This is a genomic window from Pseudomonas sp., assembly GCF_002796985.1.
In the GTDB taxonomy this organism is placed as follows: Bacteria; Pseudomonadota; Gammaproteobacteria; order Pseudomonadales; family Pseudomonadaceae; genus Pseudomonas.
Genome location: NZ_PEKX01000002.1, coordinates 278,367 through 298,252 on the forward strand (window position 1 = coordinate 278,367; position 19,886 = coordinate 298,252).

Here is a 19,886-nt window from a genome sequence, read left to right on the forward strand (position 1 = left end):
ACGGCTGGCCCATTGTTCCCTGTAGCTTTGCCGACAGCCCCGGTACAATCCGGGGCTTGCCGTTTTTTGCGTTTGCCAAGGACCACCATGACCGCCACCTTCGTTCACCTGCGTCTGCACACCGAATTCTCCCTGGTCGACGGCCTGGTACGGGTCAAGCCGCTGATCAAGGCGGTCGGCGGGGCAGGTATGCCGGCGGTGGCGGTGACCGACCTGAGCAACATGTGCTCGCTGGTGAAATTCTACAAAACCGCCATGGGTGGCGGCATCAAGCCGATCTGCGGCGCGGATATCTGGCTGGCCAACCGCGACGAGGACGGCCCGCTGACCCGCCTGACACTGCTGGCGATGAGTGCCAAGGGCTACCGCAACCTCACTGAACTGATATCCCGCGGCTGGCAGGACGGTCAGCGCAATGGCGAGATCATCATCGAGCGCGACTGGGTCAAGCAGGCCGCCGAAGGCCTGATCGCGCTGTCCGGCTCCAAGGAAGGCGAGATCGGCATGGCACTGCTGGCAGGTGACGACGCCCTGGCAGACTCGCTGCTGGCCGAGTGGCTGGAGGTTTTCCCGGACCGTTTCTACCTGGATATCCAGCGCACAAGTCGCGTCAACGACGAAGAGCACGTGCATGCTGCCGTGGCCCTGTCCCAGCGCAGCGGTGCGCCGCTGGTGGCGACCAACGACGTGCGCTTTATCAAGGAAGCGGACTTCGAAGCCCACGAGACCCGCGTATGCATTGGTGAGGGCCGCGCGCTGGACGACCCGCGCCGCTCACGCTCCTATTCCGATCAGCAGTACCTGAAGAGCCCGGCGGAAATGGCCGAGCTGTTCAGCGATATTCCCGAGGCACTGGAAAACTCCGTCGAGATCGCCAAGCGCTGCAACATCGATGTGCAGCTGGGCAAGTACTTCCTGCCCAACTTCCCGATTCCCTACGACGACATGGACATCAACCAGTACCTGCGCCATGTCTCCTACGAGGGCCTGGAAGAGCGCCTCGCGGTGCTCTGGCCGAAGGACACCACGCCCGACTACGAAGAGAAGCGGCAGACCTATATCGATCGGCTGGAGTTCGAGCTGGGCACCATCATCCAGATGGGTTTCCCCGGCTACTTCCTGATCGTGATGGACTTCATCAAGTGGGCCAAGAACAACGGCGTGCCGGTAGGCCCGGGCCGGGGTTCGGGTGCCGGCTCGCTGGTCGCCTACGTGCTGAAGATCACCGACCTCGACCCGCTGGCCTATGATCTGCTGTTCGAACGCTTCTTGAACCCCGAACGTATTTCCATGCCCGACTTCGACGTCGACTTCTGCATGGAAGGCCGCGACCGCGTGATCGACTACGTGGCGGGCGCCTACGGCCGCAACGCGGTGAGCCAGATCATCACCTTCGGCTCGATGGCCGCCAAGGCGGTGGTACGCGACGTGGCGCGGGTGCAGGGCAAGTCCTACGGCCTGGCCGATAAACTGTCGAAGATGATCCCCTTCGAAGTGGGCATGACCCTGGAGAAGGCCTTCGAGCAGGAAGAGATGCTCCGCGACTTCCTCAAGACCGACGAGGAAGCCCAGGAAATCTGGGACATGGCCCTCAAGCTGGAAGGTGTCACCCGTGGTACCGGCAAGCACGCCGGTGGTGTGGTGATTGCGCCGACCAAGCTGACCGACTTCGCCCCCATCGCCTGCGACGAAGAGGGTGCCGGCCTGGTGACCCAGTTCGACAAGGACGACGTGGAGGCGGCCGGCCTGGTGAAGTTCGACTTCCTCGGCCTGCGTACCCTGACCATCATCAAATGGGCGATGGAGATCATCCATCGCATCCAGAAGAAGGCCGGCGAGACCGATCTGGTCGATATCGACCGCATCCCGCTGGACGACAAGAAGACCTACGACCTGCTGCAGAAGGCGGAAACCACCGCAGTCTTCCAGCTTGAATCGCGCGGCATGAAAGAGCTGATCAAGAAGCTCAAGCCTGACTGCCTGGAAGACCTCATCGCACTGGTGGCGCTGTTCCGTCCCGGCCCGCTGCAGTCGGGCATGGTGGACGACTTCATCAACCGCAAGCACGGTCGTGAGGAAATCTCCTACCCGCATCCGGATTACCAGTATCCCGGCCTCGAGCCCGTGCTCAAGCCCACCTACGGCATCATCCTGTACCAGGAACAGGTAATGCAGATCGCCCAGGTGATGGCGGGCTACAGTCTCGGTGGCGCGGACATGCTGCGTCGAGCCATGGGTAAGAAGAAGCCCGAGGAAATGGCCAAGCAGCGCGGCGGCTTCATCGAGGGCTGTTCCAACAACGGCATCGACGAAAACCTCTCCGGCAACATCTTCGACCTGGTGGAAAAATTCGCCGGCTATGGCTTCAACAAGTCGCACTCGGCCGCCTATGGCCTGGTCTCCTACCAGACCGCCTGGCTGAAGACCCACTGGAAGTCGCCGTTCATGGCCGCGGTACTCACCGCGGATATGCAGAACACCGACAAGGTGGTGACGCTCATCGAAGAGTGCCGCCACATGAAGCTGCGCATCCTGGCGCCGGACGTGAACAACTCCGAGTTCCGCTTCACCGTCGACGAAGACAATCAGATCGTTTATGGCCTGGGCGCGATCAAGGGCGTCGGCGAAGGCCCGGTGGAAGCCATCACCGAATGCCGTAACGAGGGCGGGCCGTTCAAGACCCTGTTCGACTTCTGCGACCGCATCGACCTCAAGCGCGTCAACAAGCGCACCCTGGAGGCGCTGATCCGCGCGGGCGCGCTGGATCGTCTCGGCCCGCATTTCCATGAAGAGCAGAAGGCCTACCACGCCCACGTCGACATCAACCGCGCCGTGCTGCTGGCGTCCATGGAAGAGGCCGTGAAGGCAGCCGAGCAGACCTCGCGCAGCCACGATAGCGGCCACATGGACCTGTTCGGTGGCGTCTTCGCCGAGCCCGAGGCCGACGTCTATGCCAACCACCGCAAGGTCAAGGAGCTCAACCTCAAGGAGCGCCTGAAGGGTGAGAAAGACACGCTCGGCCTGTACCTGACCGGTCACCCGATCGACGAGTACGAAGGCGAAGTGCGACGTTTTGCCCGCCAGCGCATCGTCGAGCTCAAGCCTGCGCGGGACACCCAGACCGTCGCCGGCCTGATCGTCAACCTGCGGGTGATGAAGAACAAGCGCGGCGACAAGATGGGCTTCGTGACGCTGGACGACCGTTCCGGCCGTATCGAAGCCTCGCTGTTCGCCGAAGCCTTTGCCGCCAACCAGGCGCTATTGCAAACCGATTCTCTGGTGGTGATCGAGGGTGAAGTCAGCCAGGACGATTTCTCCGGCGGCCTGCGTCTGCGCGCCAAGCGCGTGATGGGCCTGGAAGAGGCCCGTACCTCGCTGGCGGAAAGCCTGCGCGTGCGCGTGCATGCCGATGCGCTCAAGGGCGACCGCCTGCGCTGGCTGGCCGATCTGTGTACTCGTCACCGTGGCAGTTGCCCGGTCACCGTCGACTACAGTGGCGAGCAGGCGCGCGCCTTGCTGCAGTTTGGCGAGCAGTGGCGGATCGACCCGGCAGACAACCTGATTCAAGCGCTGCGTGACCAGTTCGGCCGCGACAACGTCTTCCTGAACTACCGCTAGTGAGGTCGGTGGCCCAAGGCCGCCCACCCGCCAGTCTCGACCCTTGGCGCCCGATACCGTAAGGTAGGGCGCCTACGGACCAGGCCCAGCCGCCAACAGAACGACGGATAGCCCATGAACCCGAATTTTCTCGATTTCGAACAGCCCATCGCCGACCTGCACGCCAAGATCGAAGAGCTGCGACTTGTCGGTAACGACAACGCCCTGAACATCACCGACGAAATCTCCCGTCTGCAGGAGAAGAGCAAGGCGCTGACCGAGAACATCTTCGGCAACCTGTCCAGCTGGCAGATCGCCCAGCTTGCGCGCCATCCGCGTCGTCCCTACACCCTGGATTACATCGAGCACATCTTCACCGAGTTCGAAGAGCTGCACGGTGACCGTCACTTCTCCGACGACGCCGCCATCGTTGGTGGCGTTGCTCGCCTGGAAGACCAGCCGGTGATGATCATCGGCCACCAGAAAGGCCGCGAAGTGCGCGAGAAGGTTCGCCGCAACTTCGGCATGCCGCGTCCGGAAGGCTACCGCAAGGCCTGCCGCCTGATGGAAATGGCCGAACGCTTCAAAATGCCGATCCTGACCTTCATCGACACCCCCGGTGCCTATCCGGGTATCGACGCCGAAGAACGGGGCCAGAGCGAAGCCATCGCCTGGAACCTGCGTGTCATGGCGCGCCTGAAGACCCCGATCATCGCCACCGTGATCGGCGAGGGTGGCTCCGGCGGCGCACTGGCCATCGGCGTGTGCGACCAACTGAACATGCTGCAGTACTCCACCTACGCGGTGATCTCGCCCGAAGGTTGCGCCTCGATTCTCTGGCGTACCGCCGAGAAGGCGCCGGAAGCGGCCGAGGCCATGGGCATTACCGCCAACCGCCTGAAGGACTTGGGTATCGTCGACAACGTCATCCCCGAGCCGCTGGGCAGCGCCCACCGCGATCCGGCCGCGATGGCCGAGACCATCCGCAAGTCCCTGCTCGGCCAGCTCGACACGCTGAACCAACTGAGCAGCGAAGAGCTCCTGGCGCGCCGTTACGAGCGCCTGATGAGCTACGGCGTCGCCTGATCGACGCCTTCGGCGGACGAGGTATCCTTGCCTCGTCCCCGATCCCGCCGATCTGCGCCATGTCTGCTGAATTCGAATCTCGACTGCTGAGCTTTCTCCTTCCGTGGCGCACTGCGCCGGGTTGGCGTGTGGCCTTCTCTGGCGGGCTGGACTCCACCGTTCTCCTGCATCTCCTGGCGCAGCTCGCGCGCCGCGAAGCCTTGCCGCCCCTCTCTGCTATCCATGTGCACCACGGTCTGCAGGCCGTTGCTGATGGCTGGCCGGAGCATTGCCAGCGTTTCTGCAATGTCCTTGGTGTGCCGTTGCAGGTCGCACGCGTGCAAGTCGATGGCGGCGCCAGCCTTGAGCGCGCGGCGCGTGAGGCCCGGTATGCGGCTTTCACCGCGTCGCTGGGGGAGGGCGATTGCCTGCTGACTGGCCAGCATCGTGACGATCAGGCGGAAACCGTGCTGTTCCGGCTGTTCCGAGGTGCCGGGGTGCGAGGTCTGTCTGGAATGGCTGCCAGTCGTCGGCTGGGCGCTGGAATGCTGCTGCGCCCGTTGCTGGGGTTCGATCGCGAAGAGCTGGAGCGGTACGCCCGCAGCCATGGGTTGAGCTGGGTGGAAGACCCATCCAATGCCAGCGACGATTACGACCGCAACTACCTGCGCAACCGGGTGCTGCCGGGCATCGTCCAGCGCTGGCCCTCGGCCGTCGAAACCATCACCCGCAGCGCCGCGCACCTGGCGGAAGCCGATGGGCTGCTGGGCGAGCTGGCGCAGAACGACCTGATTTCCACCGGTGCGCGCAACGAATACATCGGTATGCAATTGCCCTCGCTGGCCGTCGCCGCGCTGGCGGAACTGAGCGAGCCACGCCAGCGCAATGCGTTGCGCCACTGGCTTGCTCCGCTGGCCCGTTTGCCTGACAGCGCGCACTGGGCCGGCTGGCAGGACCTGCGCGACGCCCGCGAAGACGCCGAACCGATCTGGCGTCTCGCCGATGGTGAGTTGCGCCGCGCCCACGGTCGGCTCTGGTGGCTGGCCAGTCCCTGGCTCGGTTTCGTACCGACGAATCAGACCTGGCACGACCCCTCGCAGTCGCTTTCACTGCCGAGCAACGGTTCGTTGCGATTCGAAGGGACGCCGCCGAACGGGCCGCTGGAAATCCGTCACCGGCAGGGGGGGGAGGTCATGGTGTTGCCTGGTCGTGGTCGTCGCGACCTCAAGCGTCTGCTCAACGAAGCCGCTATTCCGGCTTTTCTGCGCGCTCGTCTGCCACTGCTCTGGCGAGCCGACGAACTGCTCGGTGTGGCGCTGCTACCGGACCTGCGCGTGGAGTCGGGGCAGGGTTGGACCCTGCGTTGGACACCTCCGACGAATGACTCGGGTTTGAGCTGATAGCGGCTTTCCGGTAGACTACGCTCCCGTCTTGTACCGCTCCTGTTGATTCGCCTTCGAATCAGTGGGAGTTCGCTATTTTCACGACGAAGTCGTGAGCCGGGTCTTGTACCCGACACCTTCGCTCCCCCGGCGGCCGAGCCGCCTAAACGCTGACATTCAGGGCTTTTCATGACGCGCTACATCTTCGTCACGGGTGGTGTTGTTTCTTCATTGGGGAAAGGCATCGCCTCGGCTTCCTTGGCTGCCATTCTGGAAGCGCGTGGCCTGAAGATCACGATGCTCAAGCTGGACCCCTACATCAACGTCGATCCGGGCACCATGAGCCCGTTCCAGCACGGTGAGGTGTTCGTCACCCACGACGGTGCCGAGACCGACCTCGATCTGGGCCACTACGAGCGTTTCGTTCGTACCACGATGACTCAGAACAACAACTTCACCACCGGCCGCGTCTACATGGACGTGCTCCGCAAGGAGCGCCGTGGTGATTATCTGGGTGCCACCGTGCAGGTCATCCCGCACATTACCGACGAGATCAAGCGTCGCATCATCAAGGGCGCCGGCGATGCCGACGTGGCCCTGGTGGAAGTCGGCGGTACCGTCGGTGACATCGAGTCGCAACCCTTCCTCGAGGCCATCCGCCAGCTGCGCGTGGAGATCGGTTCGCGCCGCGCCATGCTGATGCACCTGACGCTGGTCCCGTACATCGCCACTGCTGGCGAGACCAAGACCAAGCCGACCCAGCACTCGGTCAAGGAACTGCGCTCCATCGGCCTGCAGCCGGACATCCTGGTCTGCCGCTCCGATCACCCGGTGGACATTTCCTCCCGCCGCAAGATTGCCCTCTTCACCAACGTGGAAGAGCGCGCGGTCATTTCGCTGGAAGACGTCGACACCATCTATCGCATTCCGTCCGTGCTGCACGCCCAGGGCGTCGATGACTTCGTCGTCGAGCGCTTCGGCCTGGAGTGCGGCCCGGCTGACCTGTCCGAGTGGGACCGGGTGGTCGACGCCAAGCTCAATCCCGAGCGTGAAGTCACCATCGCCATGGTCGGCAAGTACATGGAACTGCTCGACGCCTACAAGTCGCTGATCGAAGCCATGACCCATGCCGGCATCCAGAGTCGGACCAAGGTCAACCTGCGCTACATCGACTCCGAGGACATCGAGCAGCAGGGCACCAGCCTGCTCGAAGGCGCCGACGCCATCCTGGTTCCGGGCGGCTTCGGCCTGCGCGGCGTGGAAGGCAAGATCACCGCCGTGCAGTACGCCCGTGAGAACAAGGTTCCGTACCTGGGCATCTGCTTGGGGATGCAGGTGGCCGTCATCGAATTCGCCCGCAACGTGCTGGGCTGGACCGATGCCAACTCCACCGAGTTCGACAAGTCCAGCGGCCACCCGGTCGTCGGCCTGATCACCGAATGGCAGGACGCCACCGGCGCCACTGAAGTGCGCACCGAGGCTTCCGACCTGGGCGGCACCATGCGCCTGGGCGCCCAGGAATGCCTGCTGTCCGCCGGCACCCTGGTGCACGACTGCTACGGCAAGGAAGTGATCGTCGAGCGTCACCGTCACCGTTACGAAGTGAACAACAACCTGCGTCCGCAACTGGAAGCCGCTGGCCTGAAGATTTCCGGCCGCTCCGGCGACGGCGCGCTGGTGGAAGTCGTGGAAGCGCCGGACCACCCGTGGTTCGTGGCCTGCCAGTTCCACCCGGAATTCACTTCCACCCCGCGTGATGGTCACCCGCTGTTCAGCGGCTTCGTCAACGCTGCCCTGAAGCAAGCCGGGAAAGCCTGAACATGACCCAGAAGATCATCCGCGTCGGTGATATCCAGATCGGCAACGACCTGCCGTTCGTGCTGTTTGGTGGCATGAACGTGCTGGAGTCGCGCGACCTGGCGATGCAGGTCTGTGAAGAGTACGTGAAGGTTACCGAAAAGCTCGGCATCCCCTACGTATTCAAGGCCAGCTTCGACAAGGCCAACCGTTCCTCGATCACTTCGTATCGTGGTCCGGGCATGGAAGAAGGGCTGAAGATCTTCGAAGAAATCAAGAAGACCTTCAATGTGCCGGTCATCACCGACGTGCACGAGCCTTACCAAGCCGCCCCGGTGGCCGAGGTCTGCGACATCATCCAGCTGCCGGCCTTCCTGTCCCGGCAGACCGACCTGGTCGTGGCCATGGCCCAGACCAAAGCGGTGATCAACATCAAGAAAGCCCAGTTCCTCGCGCCGCAGGAGATGAAACACATCCTGCGCAAGTGCGAGGAAGCGGGTAACGACCAACTGATCCTCTGCGAGCGTGGCTCCTCCTTCGGGTACAACAACCTGGTGGTGGACATGCTCGGCTTCGGCATCATGAAGCAGTTCGAGTACCCGGTGTTCTTCGACGTGACCCACGCCCTGCAGATGCCGGGCGGCCGCGCCGACTCCGCCGGTGGCCGTCGCGCCCAGGTCACCGACCTGGCCAAGGCCGGCATGAGCCAGGGCCTCGCCGGCCTGTTCCTGGAGGCCCATCCGGACCCCGAGAACGCCAAATGCGACGGTCCGTGCGCTCTGCGTCTGAACAAGCTCGAGCCTTTCCTGTCCCAGCTCAAGCAGTTGGACGACCTGGTCAAGAGTTTCCCCACCATCGAGACTGCCTGAGTCTCACCAGCCGCCCCGTGTATCTCTATCTTCGGAGTGTTATCTAGAATGGCAAAGATCGTCGACATCAAGGGCCGTGAGGTCCTGGACTCCCGCGGCAACCCGACCGTTGAAGCGGACGTGATCCTGGACAACGGCATCGTCGGCAGCGCTTGCGCCCCGTCCGGTGCATCCACCGGTTCCCGCGAGGCTCTCGAACTGCGCGATGGCGACAAGAGCCGTTACCTGGGCAAGGGCGTGCTGAAAGCCGTGGCCAACATCAATGGCCCGATCCGCGACCTGCTGCTGGGCAAGGACGCGGTTGACCAGAAAGGTCTGGATCACGCGATGATCGACCTCGACGGCACCGAGAACAAAGGCAAGCTGGGCGCCAACGCGATCCTCGCCGTCTCCCTGGCTGCCGCCAAGGCTGCCGCTCAGGCCAAGGGTGTGCCGCTGTACGCGCACATCGCCGACCTGAACGGCACCCCGGGCCAGTACTCCATGCCGGTTCCGATGATGAACATCATCAACGGCGGCGAGCACGCCGATAACAACGTCGACATCCAGGAGTTCATGGTTCAGCCGGTTGGCGCCAAGAACTTCGCCGATGCGCTGCGCATGGGCGCCGAGATCTTCCACCACCTCAAAGCCGTGCTGAAGGCCCGTGGCCTGAACACCGCCGTCGGTGACGAAGGTGGCTTCGCGCCGAACCTGGCTTCCAACGAAGACGCCCTGGCCGCCATCGCCGAAGCCGTCGCCAACGCCGGCTACAAGCTGGGCGAAGACATCACCCTGGCCCTGGATTGCGCCTCCTCCGAGTTCTTCAAGGACGGCCAGTACGACCTCGAAGGCGAAGGCAAGGTGTTCAGCGCCGAAGGTTTCGCCGACTACCTGGCCGGCCTGACCCAGCGCTACCCGATCATCTCCATCGAAGACGGCATGGACGAGTCCGACTGGGCTGGCTGGAAAGTCCTGACCGACAAGATCGGCGAGAAGGTGCAACTGGTCGGTGACGACCTGTTCGTGACCAACACCAAGATCCTCAAGCGCGGCATCGACGAGCAGATCGGTAACTCGATCCTGATCAAGTTCAACCAGATCGGCTCGCTGACCGAGACCCTGGAAGCCATCCAGATGGCCAAGGCCGCCGGCTTCACCGCCGTCATCTCGCACCGTTCGGGCGAAACCGAGGACAGCACCATCGCTGACCTGGCCGTCGGCACTGCCGCTGGTCAGATCAAGACCGGCTCCCTCTGCCGCTCCGACCGCGTTTCCAAGTACAACCAGCTGCTGCGCATCGAAGAGCAGCTGGGCGCCAAGGCGCCGTACCGTGGTCGCGCGGAATTCCGCGGCTGATCCTAGTCTGGTACGGTGAAGGGGTGGCAGGAGCCACCCCTTTGCGTATAGGGAGCTGAAGGTTTGAGGTTACGTAGCCCTTACTGGCTGTTCGTCGTGCTGATCCTCGCATTGGCCGGTCTGCAGTATCGCCTGTGGGTTGGCGATGGCAGCCTGGCGCAGGTGCGCGACCTGCAGAAGCAGATCGCCGACCAGCAGGGCGAGAACGAGCGCTTGCTCGAGCGTAACCGCATCCTCGAGGCGGAAGTCGCCGAGCTCAAGAAAGGTACCGAGACCGTCGAGGAACGTGCCCGCCACGAACTCGGCATGGTCAAGGACAAGGAAACCCTCTACCAGCTCGCGCAATGACTACTCCTGCCTTCTGGGCCGTGATTCCGGCCGCCGGCATCGGCTCGCGGATGCGCGCCGACCGACCCAAGCAATACCTCGACCTTGCTGGTCGCAGCATTCTCGAACGCACCCTTGACTGTTTCCTTGGCCATCCTCGGCTCAAGGGTCTGGTGGTGTGCCTGGCTGCCGACGATCCGTGGTGGCCGACGCTGCCTAGCGCTTCCAATGAGCTGATCCAGCGTGCCGAAGGTGGCCGCGAGCGCGCCGATTCCGTACTCAATGGCCTGCTGCGCCTGACCGAGTTGGGCGCAGGCAGCGACGACTGGGTGCTGGTGCACGACGCCGCCCGGCCGAACCTGGCGCGCACTGACCTGGATCGTTTGCTGGATGAATTGGAATTTGACGCGGTGGGTGGCCTGCTTGGAGTACCCGCGCGGGACACCTTGAAGCGCGTTGGCGCTGACGGCCGCGTAGTCGAAACCATCGACCGCAGCGTGGTCTGGCAGGCCTACACCCCGCAGATGTTCCGCCTCGGAGCGCTACACCGCGCGCTTGCCGATGCGCTGGTGGCCGACGCGGCCATCACCGACGAGGCTTCTGCCATGGAGTGGGCGGGTTATGCGCCGCGCATGGTGGAAGGGCGAGTGGACAACATCAAGGTCACCACCCCGGAAGACCTGCAGCGCCTGCAGCGCAACTTCGCCAAGAACTAATCCTTCGCGGTTGAAACGAAGCTCCCTGTAGCGGCCTGCCATGCCCGCGATCGCGCTTGCATTCCGGCTCCGATGTTTGGGGATGTCGTAGGAGCGGATTTATTCGCGATCGGCGTCCCCCAGCTGGAGGACGTGTCGACGGACAACAATCGCGGACGGAGTCCGCTCCTACGAAAGCTCCATCAGCCCAGCAACGGCACTTCGATCAGGAAGCGGAACAGCGCCCCGTGCTGTTCCACCGCCAGGCAGTGATAGCCATGGCGCTTCGTATCTTCCGGAATCCCATGCACCGACTGCGAGCAGTCGGTGATCACCTCCAGCAGATCTCCAGGCTTGAGCGTCTCCAGGGTTTCCAGGGTGGCGATGGCGTTGTACGGGCAGTGTTCGCCGCGCAGATCAAGCGACAGCGTCGGCGTCTTGGTGTCGGGCATCGGACGGTTTCCGTTTACGAGTGAATCTTTGGGCGTTGAGCTGGACCAGCAGCATGCACAGCGCGAGGCCGGCGAAGGTAATCAGCAGGCCGCCGCCGGGGCCGAACTCCTGCAGCAGGTTGAGCTTGGGATAGGGCAGGGCGAGGCTGGTGCCGAGCTGGTCCCAGTAAACTGCGACCAAAGTGCCGCCGATCACGTTGCCGATACCCACCACCCAGAAGTGCACCTGGCCTTCCATCGAGCGGTACATCCAGCCCGTCTCGCAGCCGCCGGCCAGGACGATGCCGATGCCGAACAGCACGCCGCCGATCACGGCGTTCGGGCCCATCCAGAAGATCTTCGGTGGCAGGCCGTTGTGGATTGCCGCGAAGGTGCCGACGCAGGCGGCCGCCATGCCCAGCAGGATGCCCAGTGCTGCCTGGGTCCGGCCGGTGGTCCAGAGGTCACGGGCGGCGCTGGTGAAGCAGATCTGCGCGCGCTCGATCAGGCCGCCGAACAGCAGGCCGAACAGGCAGGCCATGCCCAGCACCAGCGAGACCTCGAAACGCCAGGCGGCGAACAGCGCAGCGATGGCCAGCACGCCCATGCCCAGGCGCCATTGCAGCTTGGCGCGGCGAGCGAGGGCATCGGCGCTCGGCAGGGCCGCGGCCCTGCCACCGACCTTCAGCGGAATGCGCAGGAACGGCAGCAGGCTGATCTTCACACCGAACCAGGCGCCGATCACGGTGGAGAACATGAAGGCCCAGGCGTGTACCGAGAACATCGGGATGCCGGTGAAGAAGGCGGCGAGGTTGCAGCCCATTGCCAGGCGTGCGCCGAAGCCGGCGATGACCCCGCCGATCAGGCCCTGCAGCAGCCGGCGCTTGCTGGTCGGCCAGCGCAGGCTGACGTTGCCGGCCCAGAGTGCGCAGACCAGCGCGCCGAGGAACATGCCGATGATCATCACGCCATCGATGCGATCCAGTGGCGTGCCTTGCAGGCCGATGATCTTGAAGTAGCTCCATTCCTGGGGCTGCAGGCCGAACCAGGACAGCACGTGGCCGCCCCAGCGGGTGAACTCGCCGGTGACGGCCCAGAAGGTGCCGGTCATGGCGAAGTAATAAGCCGAAATGACGCCGAGGGCGACCAGGGTCGGCAGTGGCGACCAGAAGCGCAGCAGGTAGCGCTCGCGGAAGGAAGAAACGGCTGACATCTCGTCGTCCTTGATCCGAAGGGTGGGAAACCGCCCATTCTAGCCAATGCGACTTCCGGTCGCTTGCTTCAGGGCAACGGCGATGGCTGAAGATTCTGTAGGCCTTCTTTCAGGTGATCCACCAGTTGCCGCACCTTGGGCGATAGGTGGCGTTGTTGTGGATAAAGCGCCCAGACCCCGGTGTTGGGCGGCTGGTGCGCTTCCAGCAGGGATAGCAGGCGGCCGCTGCGCAGGTGTTCCAGCACGTAGTAATCCGGCAACTGGCAAAGGCCGAAACCGCGTAGCGCTGCATCGAGCACCGCCTGGCCGCTGTTGCAGCGCCAGTTGCCCTGGACCCGGTGCTGGGTTTCCCGGCCACCCTCAAGGAAACTCCACTGGTCGCTGCTGCCAACCAGGCAGTTGTGCTGCGCCAGTTCGGCGACGCTCTGCGGAGTGCCATGGCGGGCGAGATAGTCCGGCGTCGCGCAGAGGTACATCACCCGAGGCGCCAAGCGCGTCGCCACCAGCCGCGAGTCGCTCAAGCGGCCGAGGCGGATCGCCAGGTCGAAGCCTTCATGAAGCAGGTCGAGCTGGCGGTTGGACAGCTCGATTTCCACCCGCAGTTGCGGAAACTGCGCCATGAACTCGTTCACCAGCGGGACCACGAAGCGCTCGCCGTAGGCCACTGCACAGGTCATGCGCAACAGGCCCTTGGGTTCGGCGGACAGGTCGCTCACCGCCCGCAACGCCTCCTCGCGAGCGTCCTGCAGGCGTCGGCAATGTTGCAGAAATGTCTGGCCGGCCTCGCTCAAGGTCACCTTGCGGGTGCTGCGGTAAAGCAGACGCGTCTGTAAGCGTTCCTCCAGGCGGGCAACCTGGCGGCTGACATGGGACGAAGACACGCCCAGGCGTTCGGCGGCGGCCGTGAATTGGCCGGTTTCGGCGACGGCGACGAACTCGTCCAGTCCTTCCCAGCGGTGCATCTGGATTGTCCCTGTATGGCAATAATGTTTTGATTATTGCCTGATTATTCCCCGAATCGGGGTTTTCTACACTTCCAAGGCTTTGGGGCGTGCTTTTGGCGCGCTGCCCCGAACGCTCCCCGACGTGGCTCCGGCCCGTCCCGGTTTCTCGGCCGCCGCGCCGAACCCGTCCGCCCCAGGCGGGCGTTGTCGTTTCCTTCGTTCAGGAGTTTCCCGATGATCAAGTCCCGTGCCGCCGTCGCCTTCGCCCCCAACCAGCCGTTGGAAATCGTCGAAGTGGATGTGGCGCCGCCGCAGAAGGGCGAAGTGCTGGTGCGCATCGTTGCCACCGGCGTCTGTCACACCGACGCGTACACCCTGTCCGGGCAGGATTCCGAAGGCGTGTTCCCGTGCATCCTGGGTCACGAAGGTGGTGGCATCGTCGAAGCGGTGGGCGAGGGCGTGACCTCGCTGAAAGTGGGCGACCACGTGATCCCGCTCTACACCGCCGAATGCCGCGAGTGCAAATTCTGCAAATCCGGCAAGACCAACCTCTGCCAGGCCGTGCGCGCCACCCAGGGCAAGGGCCTGATGCCCGATGGCACCAGCCGCTTCTCCTACAAGGGCGAGCCGGTCTTCCACTACATGGGCTGCTCGACCTTCTCCGAGTACACCGTGCTGCCGGAAATCTCCCTGGCGAAGATCCCCGAGGAAGCGCCGTTGGAGAAGGTCTGCCTGCTCGGTTGCGGCGTCACCACCGGCATCGGCGCGGTGCTGAACACCGCCAAGGTGGAAGAGGGCGCCACCGTCGCCATCTTCGGCCTGGGCGGCATCGGCCTGGCGGCGATCATTGGCGCGAAGATGGCCAAGGCCTCGCGCATCATCGCGGTGGACATCAACCCGGCCAAGTTCGATATCGCCAAGGAGTTGGGCGCCACTGACTTCGTCAATCCGAAGGACCACCAGAAGCCAATTCAGGAAGTCATCGTCGAAATGACCGACGGTGGCGTCGACTATTCCTTCGAGTGCGTGGGCAACGTCCAGCTGATGCGTGCGGCGCTGGAGTGCTGCCACAAGGGTTGGGGCGAATCCACCATCATCGGCGTCGCCGGCGCAGGCCAGGAAATCAGCACTCGTCCGTTCCAGCTGGTCACCGGTCGCGTCTGGCGCGGTTCCGCCTTTGGTGGCGTGAAGGGCCGCACCGAACTGCCGAGCTATGTGGAAAAGGCGCAGAAGGGCGAAATCCCGCTGGATACCTTCATCACCCACACCATGGGCCTGGAGAAGATCAACGAGGCTTTCGACCTGATGCACGAAGGCAAGAGCATCCGCTCCGTCATCCATTACTGATCGAACCGCCGGGTGCCCCTCGCGCCCGGCCTCACAGGAGGCTCCATGACGGATTCCATCGAACTCATCAGCAGCCAGAAGAGTTTTGGCGGCTGGCACCAGCGCTACCGCCACCGTTCCGCAATCCTTGGCTGCGACATGGTCTTCGCGGTATACCTGCCGCCTCAGGCCGAGCCCGAGGCAGGCCTGCCGGTGCTCTACTGGCTGTCCGGCCTGACCTGCACCGACGAGAACTTCATGCAGAAGGCCGGCGCCCAGCGCATGGCTGCCGAACTCGGGATCGTGATCGTCGCGCCGGACACCAGCCCACGTGGGCCGGAAGTACCGGGCGACCCGGACGGCGCGTGGGATTTCGGCCTTGGCGCCGGTTTCTACGTCAATGCCACCCAGGAACCCTGGGCGCGCCACTACCGCATGCACGACTACGTGGTGCAGGAGCTGCCGGCGCTGATCGAAGCGAGCTTCCCGGTATCCCAGAAGCGCGGCATCAGCGGGCACTCCATGGGCGGCCATGGCGCGCTGATCTGCGCCCTGCGCAATCCGGGACGCTACCTGTCGCTGTCGGCCTTCGCGCCCATCACCCACCCCAGCGATTGCCCTTGGGGCCAGAAAGCACTGGGTCGCTTCCTGGGTGAAGACCCGGCGGCATGGCGTGAGTGGGATGCCGTGGAACTGCTGGCGAATGCCAGCGAGCGCCTGCCGATCCTGGTGGACCAGGGCGAGCGCGACGACTTCCTCGCCGTGCAGCTCAAGCCCGAAGCCCTGCGCGAAGCGGCCGCGGCGGTCGGTCATCCGCTGGAACTGCGTCTGCAGCCCGGCTACGACCACAGCTACTACTTCATTGCGAGCTTCATCGAAGATCACCTGCGCCACCACGCCGCGGCGCTCTGTGGCTGACACCCTTGGTGCAGTGATCCGGTAGAATCGACGCCCTGACATCTACAGGGCGTTTTTTCATGCGTATCGGACATGGCTACGACGTGCACCGCTTCGGCGAGGGCGACTTCATCACCCTCGGCGGCGTACGTATTCCCCACCAGTTCGGGCTCATCGCCCACTCCGACGGCGACGTGCTGCTGCACGCGCTTGCCGATGCCCTGCTGGGCGCCTGCGCGTTGGGCGACATCGGCAAGCACTTCCCCGACACCGACCCGCAGTTCAAGGGCGCCGACAGCCGCGCGCTGCTGCGTCACGTGCTGAGCCTGGTGGAAGCCAAGGGCTGGAAGGTGGAAAACGTCGACACCACCATCATCGCCCAGGCTCCGAAGATGGCGCCGCACATCCAGAGCATGCGCGAGACCATCGCCGCCGACCTGAAGGTCGAACTGGACCAGGTGAACGTCAAGGCCACCACCACAGAGAAACTCGGCTTCACCGGCCGTGGAGAGGGCATCGCGGTCCACGCCGTCGCCCTGCTGGTTCGCGCATGACGGAGCTGGAACTGCTGGGCCCGCGCGCCCATGGCGACGCCTGCGGAAGCGCCGTGCTCAAGGCTGTAGCGGAAGACTTCCAGGTCGACGAAGTGCTGGACATCCCGCTCTCCGGTGACGGCGAACACCTCTGGCTGTGGGTCGAGAAGCGCGGCCTGAACACCGAGGAAGCCGCTCGCCGGCTGGCCCGTGCCGCCGGCGTGCCGGTGAAGATGATCAGCTACGCCGGCCTCAAGGATCGTCAGGCATTGACCCGTCAGTGGTTCAGCCTGCACTTGCCGGGCAAGTCCGATCCGGACCTGGCCGCTGCCGAGGACGACAGCCTGCGCATCCTCGAACGTAACCGCCATCGCCGCAAACTGCAGCGTGGTGCTCATTCGGCCAACGGCTTCACCCTGCGCCTGACCGAGTTGCAGGTGGATCGTGAGCAGCTGGAAGCGCGCCTGAAAGCCATCGTCGCCCATGGCGTGCCGAACTACTTCGGCACCCAGCGCTTCGGTCATGACGGCGGCAACGTCTTCGACGCCCGTGGTTTCGCCGAGCGCGGCAAGCTGCCGGAACATCGCAACATGCGCTCACGGATGCTCTCGGCGGCCCGCAGCTTCATCTTCAACCAGGTGCTGACCCGCCGTGTGGCGGAAGGCACCTGGAACCAGGCGTTGGTCGGCGACCTGCTGGCGTTCACGGACAGCCGAAGTTTCTTCCCCGCCGGTGAAGCGGAATGCTCCGACCCGCGCCTCGCCGCGCTCGACCTGCACCCCACCGGTCCGATGTGGGGCGAGGGCGATTCACCAGCGGCGAACCAGCCCGGAGAGATCGAAAGCAGCGTGCAGCAGACCGAGCTGGCGCTTTGCCAGTGGCTCGCCAGTGCGGACATGGCGCACGAACGGCGCATTCTGCGCCTCCCCATCCCGGGCCTTACATGGCATTATCCCGCCTCTGACATTCTGCAACTGGAATTCGTCCTGCCGGCTGGCTGCTTCGCCACCGTGGTAGTGCGCGAGCTGATCGACCTCGTGCCGGCAGGGCAGACGGAAAGCCCATGCGCATATTGATTGCCAACGACGACGGGGTCACTGCACCCGGTATCGCCGCGCTTCACGACGCGCTGTCCGATTATGCGGACTGCATCGTGATCGCCCCGGAAGCCGATCGTAGCGGAGCGAGTAGTTCGCTGACGCTGGATCGGCCGCTGCACCCCCATCGCCTGGGCAATGGTTTCATCAGCCTCAACGGCACCCCGACCGACTGCGTGCACCTGGGCCTCAATGGCCTGCTCGAAGAAGTGCCGGAGATGGTCGTGTCGGGCATCAACCTCGGCGCCAACCTGGGCGACGACGTGCTCTATTCCGGCACCGTGGCAGCCGCTTTGGAAGGGCGCTTCCTGGCCCGGCCGGCCTTCGCCTTCTCACTGTGCTCGCGCCTGACCGACAACCTGCCGGCGGCCATGCACTTTGCCCGTCTGCTGGTGGAGTCCCACGGGAAGCTCGACCTGCCACCGCGCACCGTGCTCAACGTGAACATCCCCAACCTGCCACTGGAGCGCATCAAAGGCATCCAGCTGACCCGCCTGGGCCATCGCGCCCGCGCCAAGCCGCCGGTCAAGGTGGTCAACCCGCGCGGCAAGGAAGGCTACTGGATCGCGGCTGCCGGCGATGCCGAGGATGGCGGCGAGGGCACCGATTTCCACGCGGTGATGCAGGGGTACGTGTCCATCACGCCATTGCAGATGGACCGGACCTACCGGGAGGCGTTCAATGTCCTTGGCGACTGGCTCGGAGGGCTCGACCATGGCCAATGAATTGTCGCGGCGCGGCGGAATCGGCATGACCTCCCAGCGCACCCGTGAGCGGCTGATCCAGCGTCTGTACGAAGAGGGCCTGTCCAACGCCCACGTGCTGGAAGTGATCCGTCGTACACCGCGCCACCTGTTCGTCGACGAGGCGCTGTCGCACCGCGCCTACGAAGACACCGCACTGCCCATCGGACACAACCAGACCATCTCGCAGCCCTTCATGGTGGCTCGGATGACCGAGTTGCTGCTGGCCGCAGGCCCGCTGGACAAGGTGCTGGAGATCGGCACCGGCTCCGGCTACCAGACCGCCGTGCTGTCACAACTGGTGGAGCGGGTATTCTCCGTCGAGCGCATACAGGCCTTGCAGGATCGCGCCAAGGAGCGACTTGCGGAGCTAAACCTGAGAAATGTTGTCTTTCGTTGGGGCGATGGCTGGGAAGGCTGGCCAGCCCTTGCGCCTTACAACGGCATCATCGTCACCGCGGCAGCGGCCGAGGTCCCACAAGCATTGCTGGACCAGTTGGCGCTCGGGGGGCGGCTGGTGATTCCGGTCGGTGGCGGCGAGGTGCAGCAACTGATGCTGATCGTCCGCACCGAGCATGGCTTCCAGCGCCAGGTGCTGGACTCCGTACGCTTCGTCCCGCTGCTCAATGGTCCGCTAGGCTGAGAGCAAGCCGGTCAAGGTGGCGGTTACTGCCGGCCAGTGAGGCTGGATGTCAATTCATGGATAAGGGGGATGGGTGAGCTTGACAGCGACCCTGTGTCAACGGAACTGGATCACGGGCCTGGGCCATGTCGTAATGGCCATTGCCGTTTGCTCTCTGCTGGCGGCCTGTTCTTCCACCTCGCGCAGCACCACGACCGTGGTGGACCGCAACGCCCAGCAGAGGTCGGCTGTCACCAGCGGGCAGTATCTGGTGCGTCGCGGCGACACGCTGTACTCCATCGCCTTCCGCTACGGCTGGGACTGGAAAGCCCTGGCCGCGCGCAACAACATCTCCGCCCCGTACACCATTCGCCCCGGCCAGATCATCCGCTTTGACGGTGGCTCGACTTCAGCGCCGTCCGTCGCAAAAAATACAACGTCTGTCGCTCCAGTTGTTGTCAACAAACCGACATCTACGTCCGCGACCGCCAGCAAACCGACCACCCCTACCGTCACGACTCCCTCGCAGCCGCCCGTCAGTGGCGGAACTCCGGCAGTCGCAGGGGGGGCTCCGGGGGGCTGGATATGGCCGACCAACGGCACTCTGATTGGGCGTTTTGCATCAAACGGCAGTTTGAATAAAGGGATTGATATAGGCGGGCAATTGGGCCAGCCTGTCCTGGCTGCGTCTAATGGCACGGTGGTGTACGCCGGTAGTGGTTTGCGGGGCTACGGCGAACTCGTGATCATCAAGCACAGCGATACCTACGTAAGCGCCTACGGTCACAACCGCAGGCTGCTGGTGCGGGAAGGGCAACAGGTCAAAGTCGGGCAGAACATTGCCGAGATGGGCTCCACAGGGACTGACCGGGTGAAGCTGCACTTTGAGATTCGCCGCCAGGGTAAACCTGTAGATCCGCTGCAATACCTGCCAAGTCGTTGACGGTAGCTGTTCCCCTGCGTGGGTGAGCGGGCCTAGGTGTCCTAAGGATAAGGACGCACCTGGGCTT

General features: G+C 64.1%; 18 protein-coding genes. 15 read left to right on the forward strand and 3 right to left on the reverse strand.

The genetic code is table 11. The features are described from left to right. The first annotated feature begins 87 nt into the window (after window positions 1-87). From dnaE to ispD, 8 genes are all read left to right on the forward strand, one after another. Window positions 88-3,618 carry a DNA polymerase III subunit alpha gene (gene dnaE / locus CTR55_RS01685; RefSeq protein ID WP_296283816.1) on the forward strand — a complete coding sequence of 1,177 codons (3,531 nt, stop codon included), beginning with the start codon at window positions 88-90 and terminating at the stop codon, window positions 3,616-3,618. 114 nt (window positions 3,619-3,732) lie between these two features. After that, complete coding sequence (gene accA, locus CTR55_RS01690; protein WP_045210016.1) at window positions 3,733-4,683, forward strand: acetyl-CoA carboxylase carboxyl transferase subunit alpha; 951 nt, start codon at window positions 3,733-3,735, stop codon at window positions 4,681-4,683. 59 nt (window positions 4,684-4,742) lie between these two features. Continuing rightward, window positions 4,743-6,062 (forward strand): tRNA lysidine(34) synthetase TilS, encoded by a 1,320-nt coding sequence (gene tilS, locus CTR55_RS01695; protein ID WP_296283817.1) that lies wholly within the window; start codon window positions 4,743-4,745, stop codon window positions 6,060-6,062. Window positions 6,063-6,233: 171 nt separating this feature from the next. Then, a complete protein-coding gene (locus CTR55_RS01700) occupies window positions 6,234-7,862 on the forward strand; it encodes a CTP synthase (RefSeq protein ID WP_296283818.1) in 1,629 nt (542 codons plus the stop codon). Window positions 7,863-7,864: 2 nt separating this feature from the next. Then, window positions 7,865-8,710 (forward strand): 3-deoxy-8-phosphooctulonate synthase, encoded by an 846-nt coding sequence (gene kdsA, locus CTR55_RS01705; protein WP_138212681.1) that lies wholly within the window; start codon window positions 7,865-7,867, stop codon window positions 8,708-8,710. A 48-nt stretch (window positions 8,711-8,758) separates the two neighbouring features. Then, window positions 8,759-10,048, forward strand: a complete 1,290-nt coding sequence (eno, locus tag CTR55_RS01710; protein WP_296283819.1) for a phosphopyruvate hydratase — start codon at window positions 8,759-8,761, stop codon at window positions 10,046-10,048. 63 nt (window positions 10,049-10,111) lie between these two features. Beyond that, window positions 10,112-10,396 carry a cell division protein FtsB gene (ftsB, locus tag CTR55_RS01715; RefSeq protein ID WP_017521200.1) on the forward strand — a complete coding sequence of 95 codons (285 nt, stop codon included), beginning with the start codon at window positions 10,112-10,114 and terminating at the stop codon, window positions 10,394-10,396. Then, a complete protein-coding gene (gene ispD, locus CTR55_RS01720) occupies window positions 10,393-11,091 on the forward strand; it encodes a 2-C-methyl-D-erythritol 4-phosphate cytidylyltransferase (protein ID WP_296283820.1) in 699 nt (232 codons plus the stop codon). Before ftsB ends, ispD begins: the two co-directional genes overlap by 4 nt. A gap of 182 nt (window positions 11,092-11,273) precedes the next feature. Here the strand turns inward: ispD and yedF are convergent, their stop codons facing one another. The 3 genes from yedF to CTR55_RS01735 form a co-directional block, all read right to left on the reverse strand. Beyond that, a complete protein-coding gene (gene yedF / locus CTR55_RS01725; RefSeq protein ID WP_081517905.1) occupies window positions 11,274-11,522 on the reverse strand; it encodes a sulfurtransferase-like selenium metabolism protein YedF in 249 nt (82 codons plus the stop codon). Further along, window positions 11,488-12,714 carry a selenium metabolism membrane protein YedE/FdhT gene (gene yedE / locus CTR55_RS01730; protein ID WP_296283821.1) on the reverse strand — a complete coding sequence of 409 codons (1,227 nt, stop codon included), beginning with the start codon at window positions 12,712-12,714 and terminating at the stop codon, window positions 11,488-11,490. The genes yedF and yedE overlap by 35 nt, the downstream gene beginning before the upstream one ends. A gap of 68 nt (window positions 12,715-12,782) precedes the next feature. Beyond that, entirely contained in the window at window positions 12,783-13,676 is an 894-nt protein-coding gene (locus tag CTR55_RS01735; protein ID WP_296283822.1) for a LysR substrate-binding domain-containing protein, read from the reverse strand. A gap of 216 nt (window positions 13,677-13,892) precedes the next feature. On the opposite strand from CTR55_RS01735, the gene CTR55_RS01740 reads away from it, so the two are divergent. The 7 genes from CTR55_RS01740 (at window position 13,893) to CTR55_RS01770 (ending at window position 19,819) form a co-directional block, all read left to right on the forward strand. Further along, window positions 13,893-15,005, forward strand: coding sequence for an S-(hydroxymethyl)glutathione dehydrogenase/class III alcohol dehydrogenase (locus CTR55_RS01740; RefSeq protein WP_296283823.1), 1,113 nt, complete (start codon window positions 13,893-13,895; stop codon window positions 15,003-15,005). A gap of 45 nt (window positions 15,006-15,050) precedes the next feature. Further along, window positions 15,051-15,902, forward strand: a complete 852-nt coding sequence (gene fghA, locus CTR55_RS01745; protein WP_296283824.1) for an S-formylglutathione hydrolase — start codon at window positions 15,051-15,053, stop codon at window positions 15,900-15,902. Window positions 15,903-15,961: 59 nt separating this feature from the next. Further along, window positions 15,962-16,435 (forward strand): 2-C-methyl-D-erythritol 2,4-cyclodiphosphate synthase, encoded by a 474-nt coding sequence (ispF, locus tag CTR55_RS01750; RefSeq protein ID WP_296283825.1) that lies wholly within the window; start codon window positions 15,962-15,964, stop codon window positions 16,433-16,435. Beyond that, complete coding sequence (gene truD, locus CTR55_RS01755) at window positions 16,432-17,490, forward strand: tRNA pseudouridine(13) synthase TruD (RefSeq protein ID WP_296283826.1); 1,059 nt, start codon at window positions 16,432-16,434, stop codon at window positions 17,488-17,490. The genes ispF and truD overlap by 4 nt, the downstream gene beginning before the upstream one ends. After that, the gene (gene surE, locus CTR55_RS01760; RefSeq protein ID WP_296283827.1) at window positions 17,478-18,236 is read left to right on the forward strand and encodes a 5'/3'-nucleotidase SurE; all 759 of its coding nucleotides are present in this window, start codon (window positions 17,478-17,480) and stop codon (window positions 18,234-18,236) included. The genes truD and surE overlap by 13 nt, the downstream gene beginning before the upstream one ends. A gap of 25 nt (window positions 18,237-18,261) precedes the next feature. After that, window positions 18,262-18,897 carry a protein-L-isoaspartate(D-aspartate) O-methyltransferase gene (locus tag CTR55_RS01765; protein ID WP_296283962.1) on the forward strand — a complete coding sequence of 212 codons (636 nt, stop codon included), beginning with the start codon at window positions 18,262-18,264 and terminating at the stop codon, window positions 18,895-18,897. Window positions 18,898-19,030: 133 nt separating this feature from the next. Beyond that, a complete protein-coding gene (locus tag CTR55_RS01770) occupies window positions 19,031-19,819 on the forward strand; it encodes a peptidoglycan DD-metalloendopeptidase family protein (RefSeq protein WP_296283828.1) in 789 nt (262 codons plus the stop codon). Window positions 19,820-19,886 lie beyond the last annotated feature (67 nt).

Bases quoted from the DNA above. Each gene is read 5' to 3' on its own strand.
- dnaE (WP_296283816.1), top strand. From the start codon at position 88: ATGACCGCCACCTTCGTTCACCTGCGTCTGCACACCGAATTCTCCCTG.
- accA (WP_045210016.1), top strand. From the start codon at position 3,733: ATGAACCCGAATTTTCTCGATTTCGAACAGCCCATCGCCGACCTGCAC.
- tilS (WP_296283817.1), top strand. From the start codon at position 4,743: ATGTCTGCTGAATTCGAATCTCGACTGCTGAGCTTTCTCCTTCCGTGG.
- CTR55_RS01700 (WP_296283818.1), top strand. From the start codon at position 6,234: ATGACGCGCTACATCTTCGTCACGGGTGGTGTTGTTTCTTCATTGGGG.
- kdsA (WP_138212681.1), top strand. From the start codon at position 7,865: ATGACCCAGAAGATCATCCGCGTCGGTGATATCCAGATCGGCAACGAC.
- eno (WP_296283819.1), top strand. From the start codon at position 8,759: ATGGCAAAGATCGTCGACATCAAGGGCCGTGAGGTCCTGGACTCCCGC.
- ispD (WP_296283820.1), top strand. From the start codon at position 10,393: ATGACTACTCCTGCCTTCTGGGCCGTGATTCCGGCCGCCGGCATCGGC.
- yedF (WP_081517905.1), bottom strand. From the start codon at position 11,522: ATGCCCGACACCAAGACGCCGACGCTGTCGCTTGATCTGCGCGGCGAA.
- yedE (WP_296283821.1), bottom strand. From the start codon at position 12,714: ATGTCAGCCGTTTCTTCCTTCCGCGAGCGCTACCTGCTGCGCTTCTGG.
- CTR55_RS01735 (WP_296283822.1), bottom strand. From the start codon at position 13,676: ATGCACCGCTGGGAAGGACTGGACGAGTTCGTCGCCGTCGCCGAAACC.
- CTR55_RS01740 (WP_296283823.1), top strand. From the start codon at position 13,893: ATGATCAAGTCCCGTGCCGCCGTCGCCTTCGCCCCCAACCAGCCGTTG.
- fghA (WP_296283824.1), top strand. From the start codon at position 15,051: ATGACGGATTCCATCGAACTCATCAGCAGCCAGAAGAGTTTTGGCGGC.
- ispF (WP_296283825.1), top strand. From the start codon at position 15,962: ATGCGTATCGGACATGGCTACGACGTGCACCGCTTCGGCGAGGGCGAC.
- truD (WP_296283826.1), top strand. From the start codon at position 16,432: ATGACGGAGCTGGAACTGCTGGGCCCGCGCGCCCATGGCGACGCCTGC.
- surE (WP_296283827.1), top strand. From the start codon at position 17,478: ATGCGCATATTGATTGCCAACGACGACGGGGTCACTGCACCCGGTATC.
- CTR55_RS01765 (WP_296283962.1), top strand. From the start codon at position 18,262: ATGACCTCCCAGCGCACCCGTGAGCGGCTGATCCAGCGTCTGTACGAA.
- CTR55_RS01770 (WP_296283828.1), top strand. From the start codon at position 19,031: ATGGCCATTGCCGTTTGCTCTCTGCTGGCGGCCTGTTCTTCCACCTCG.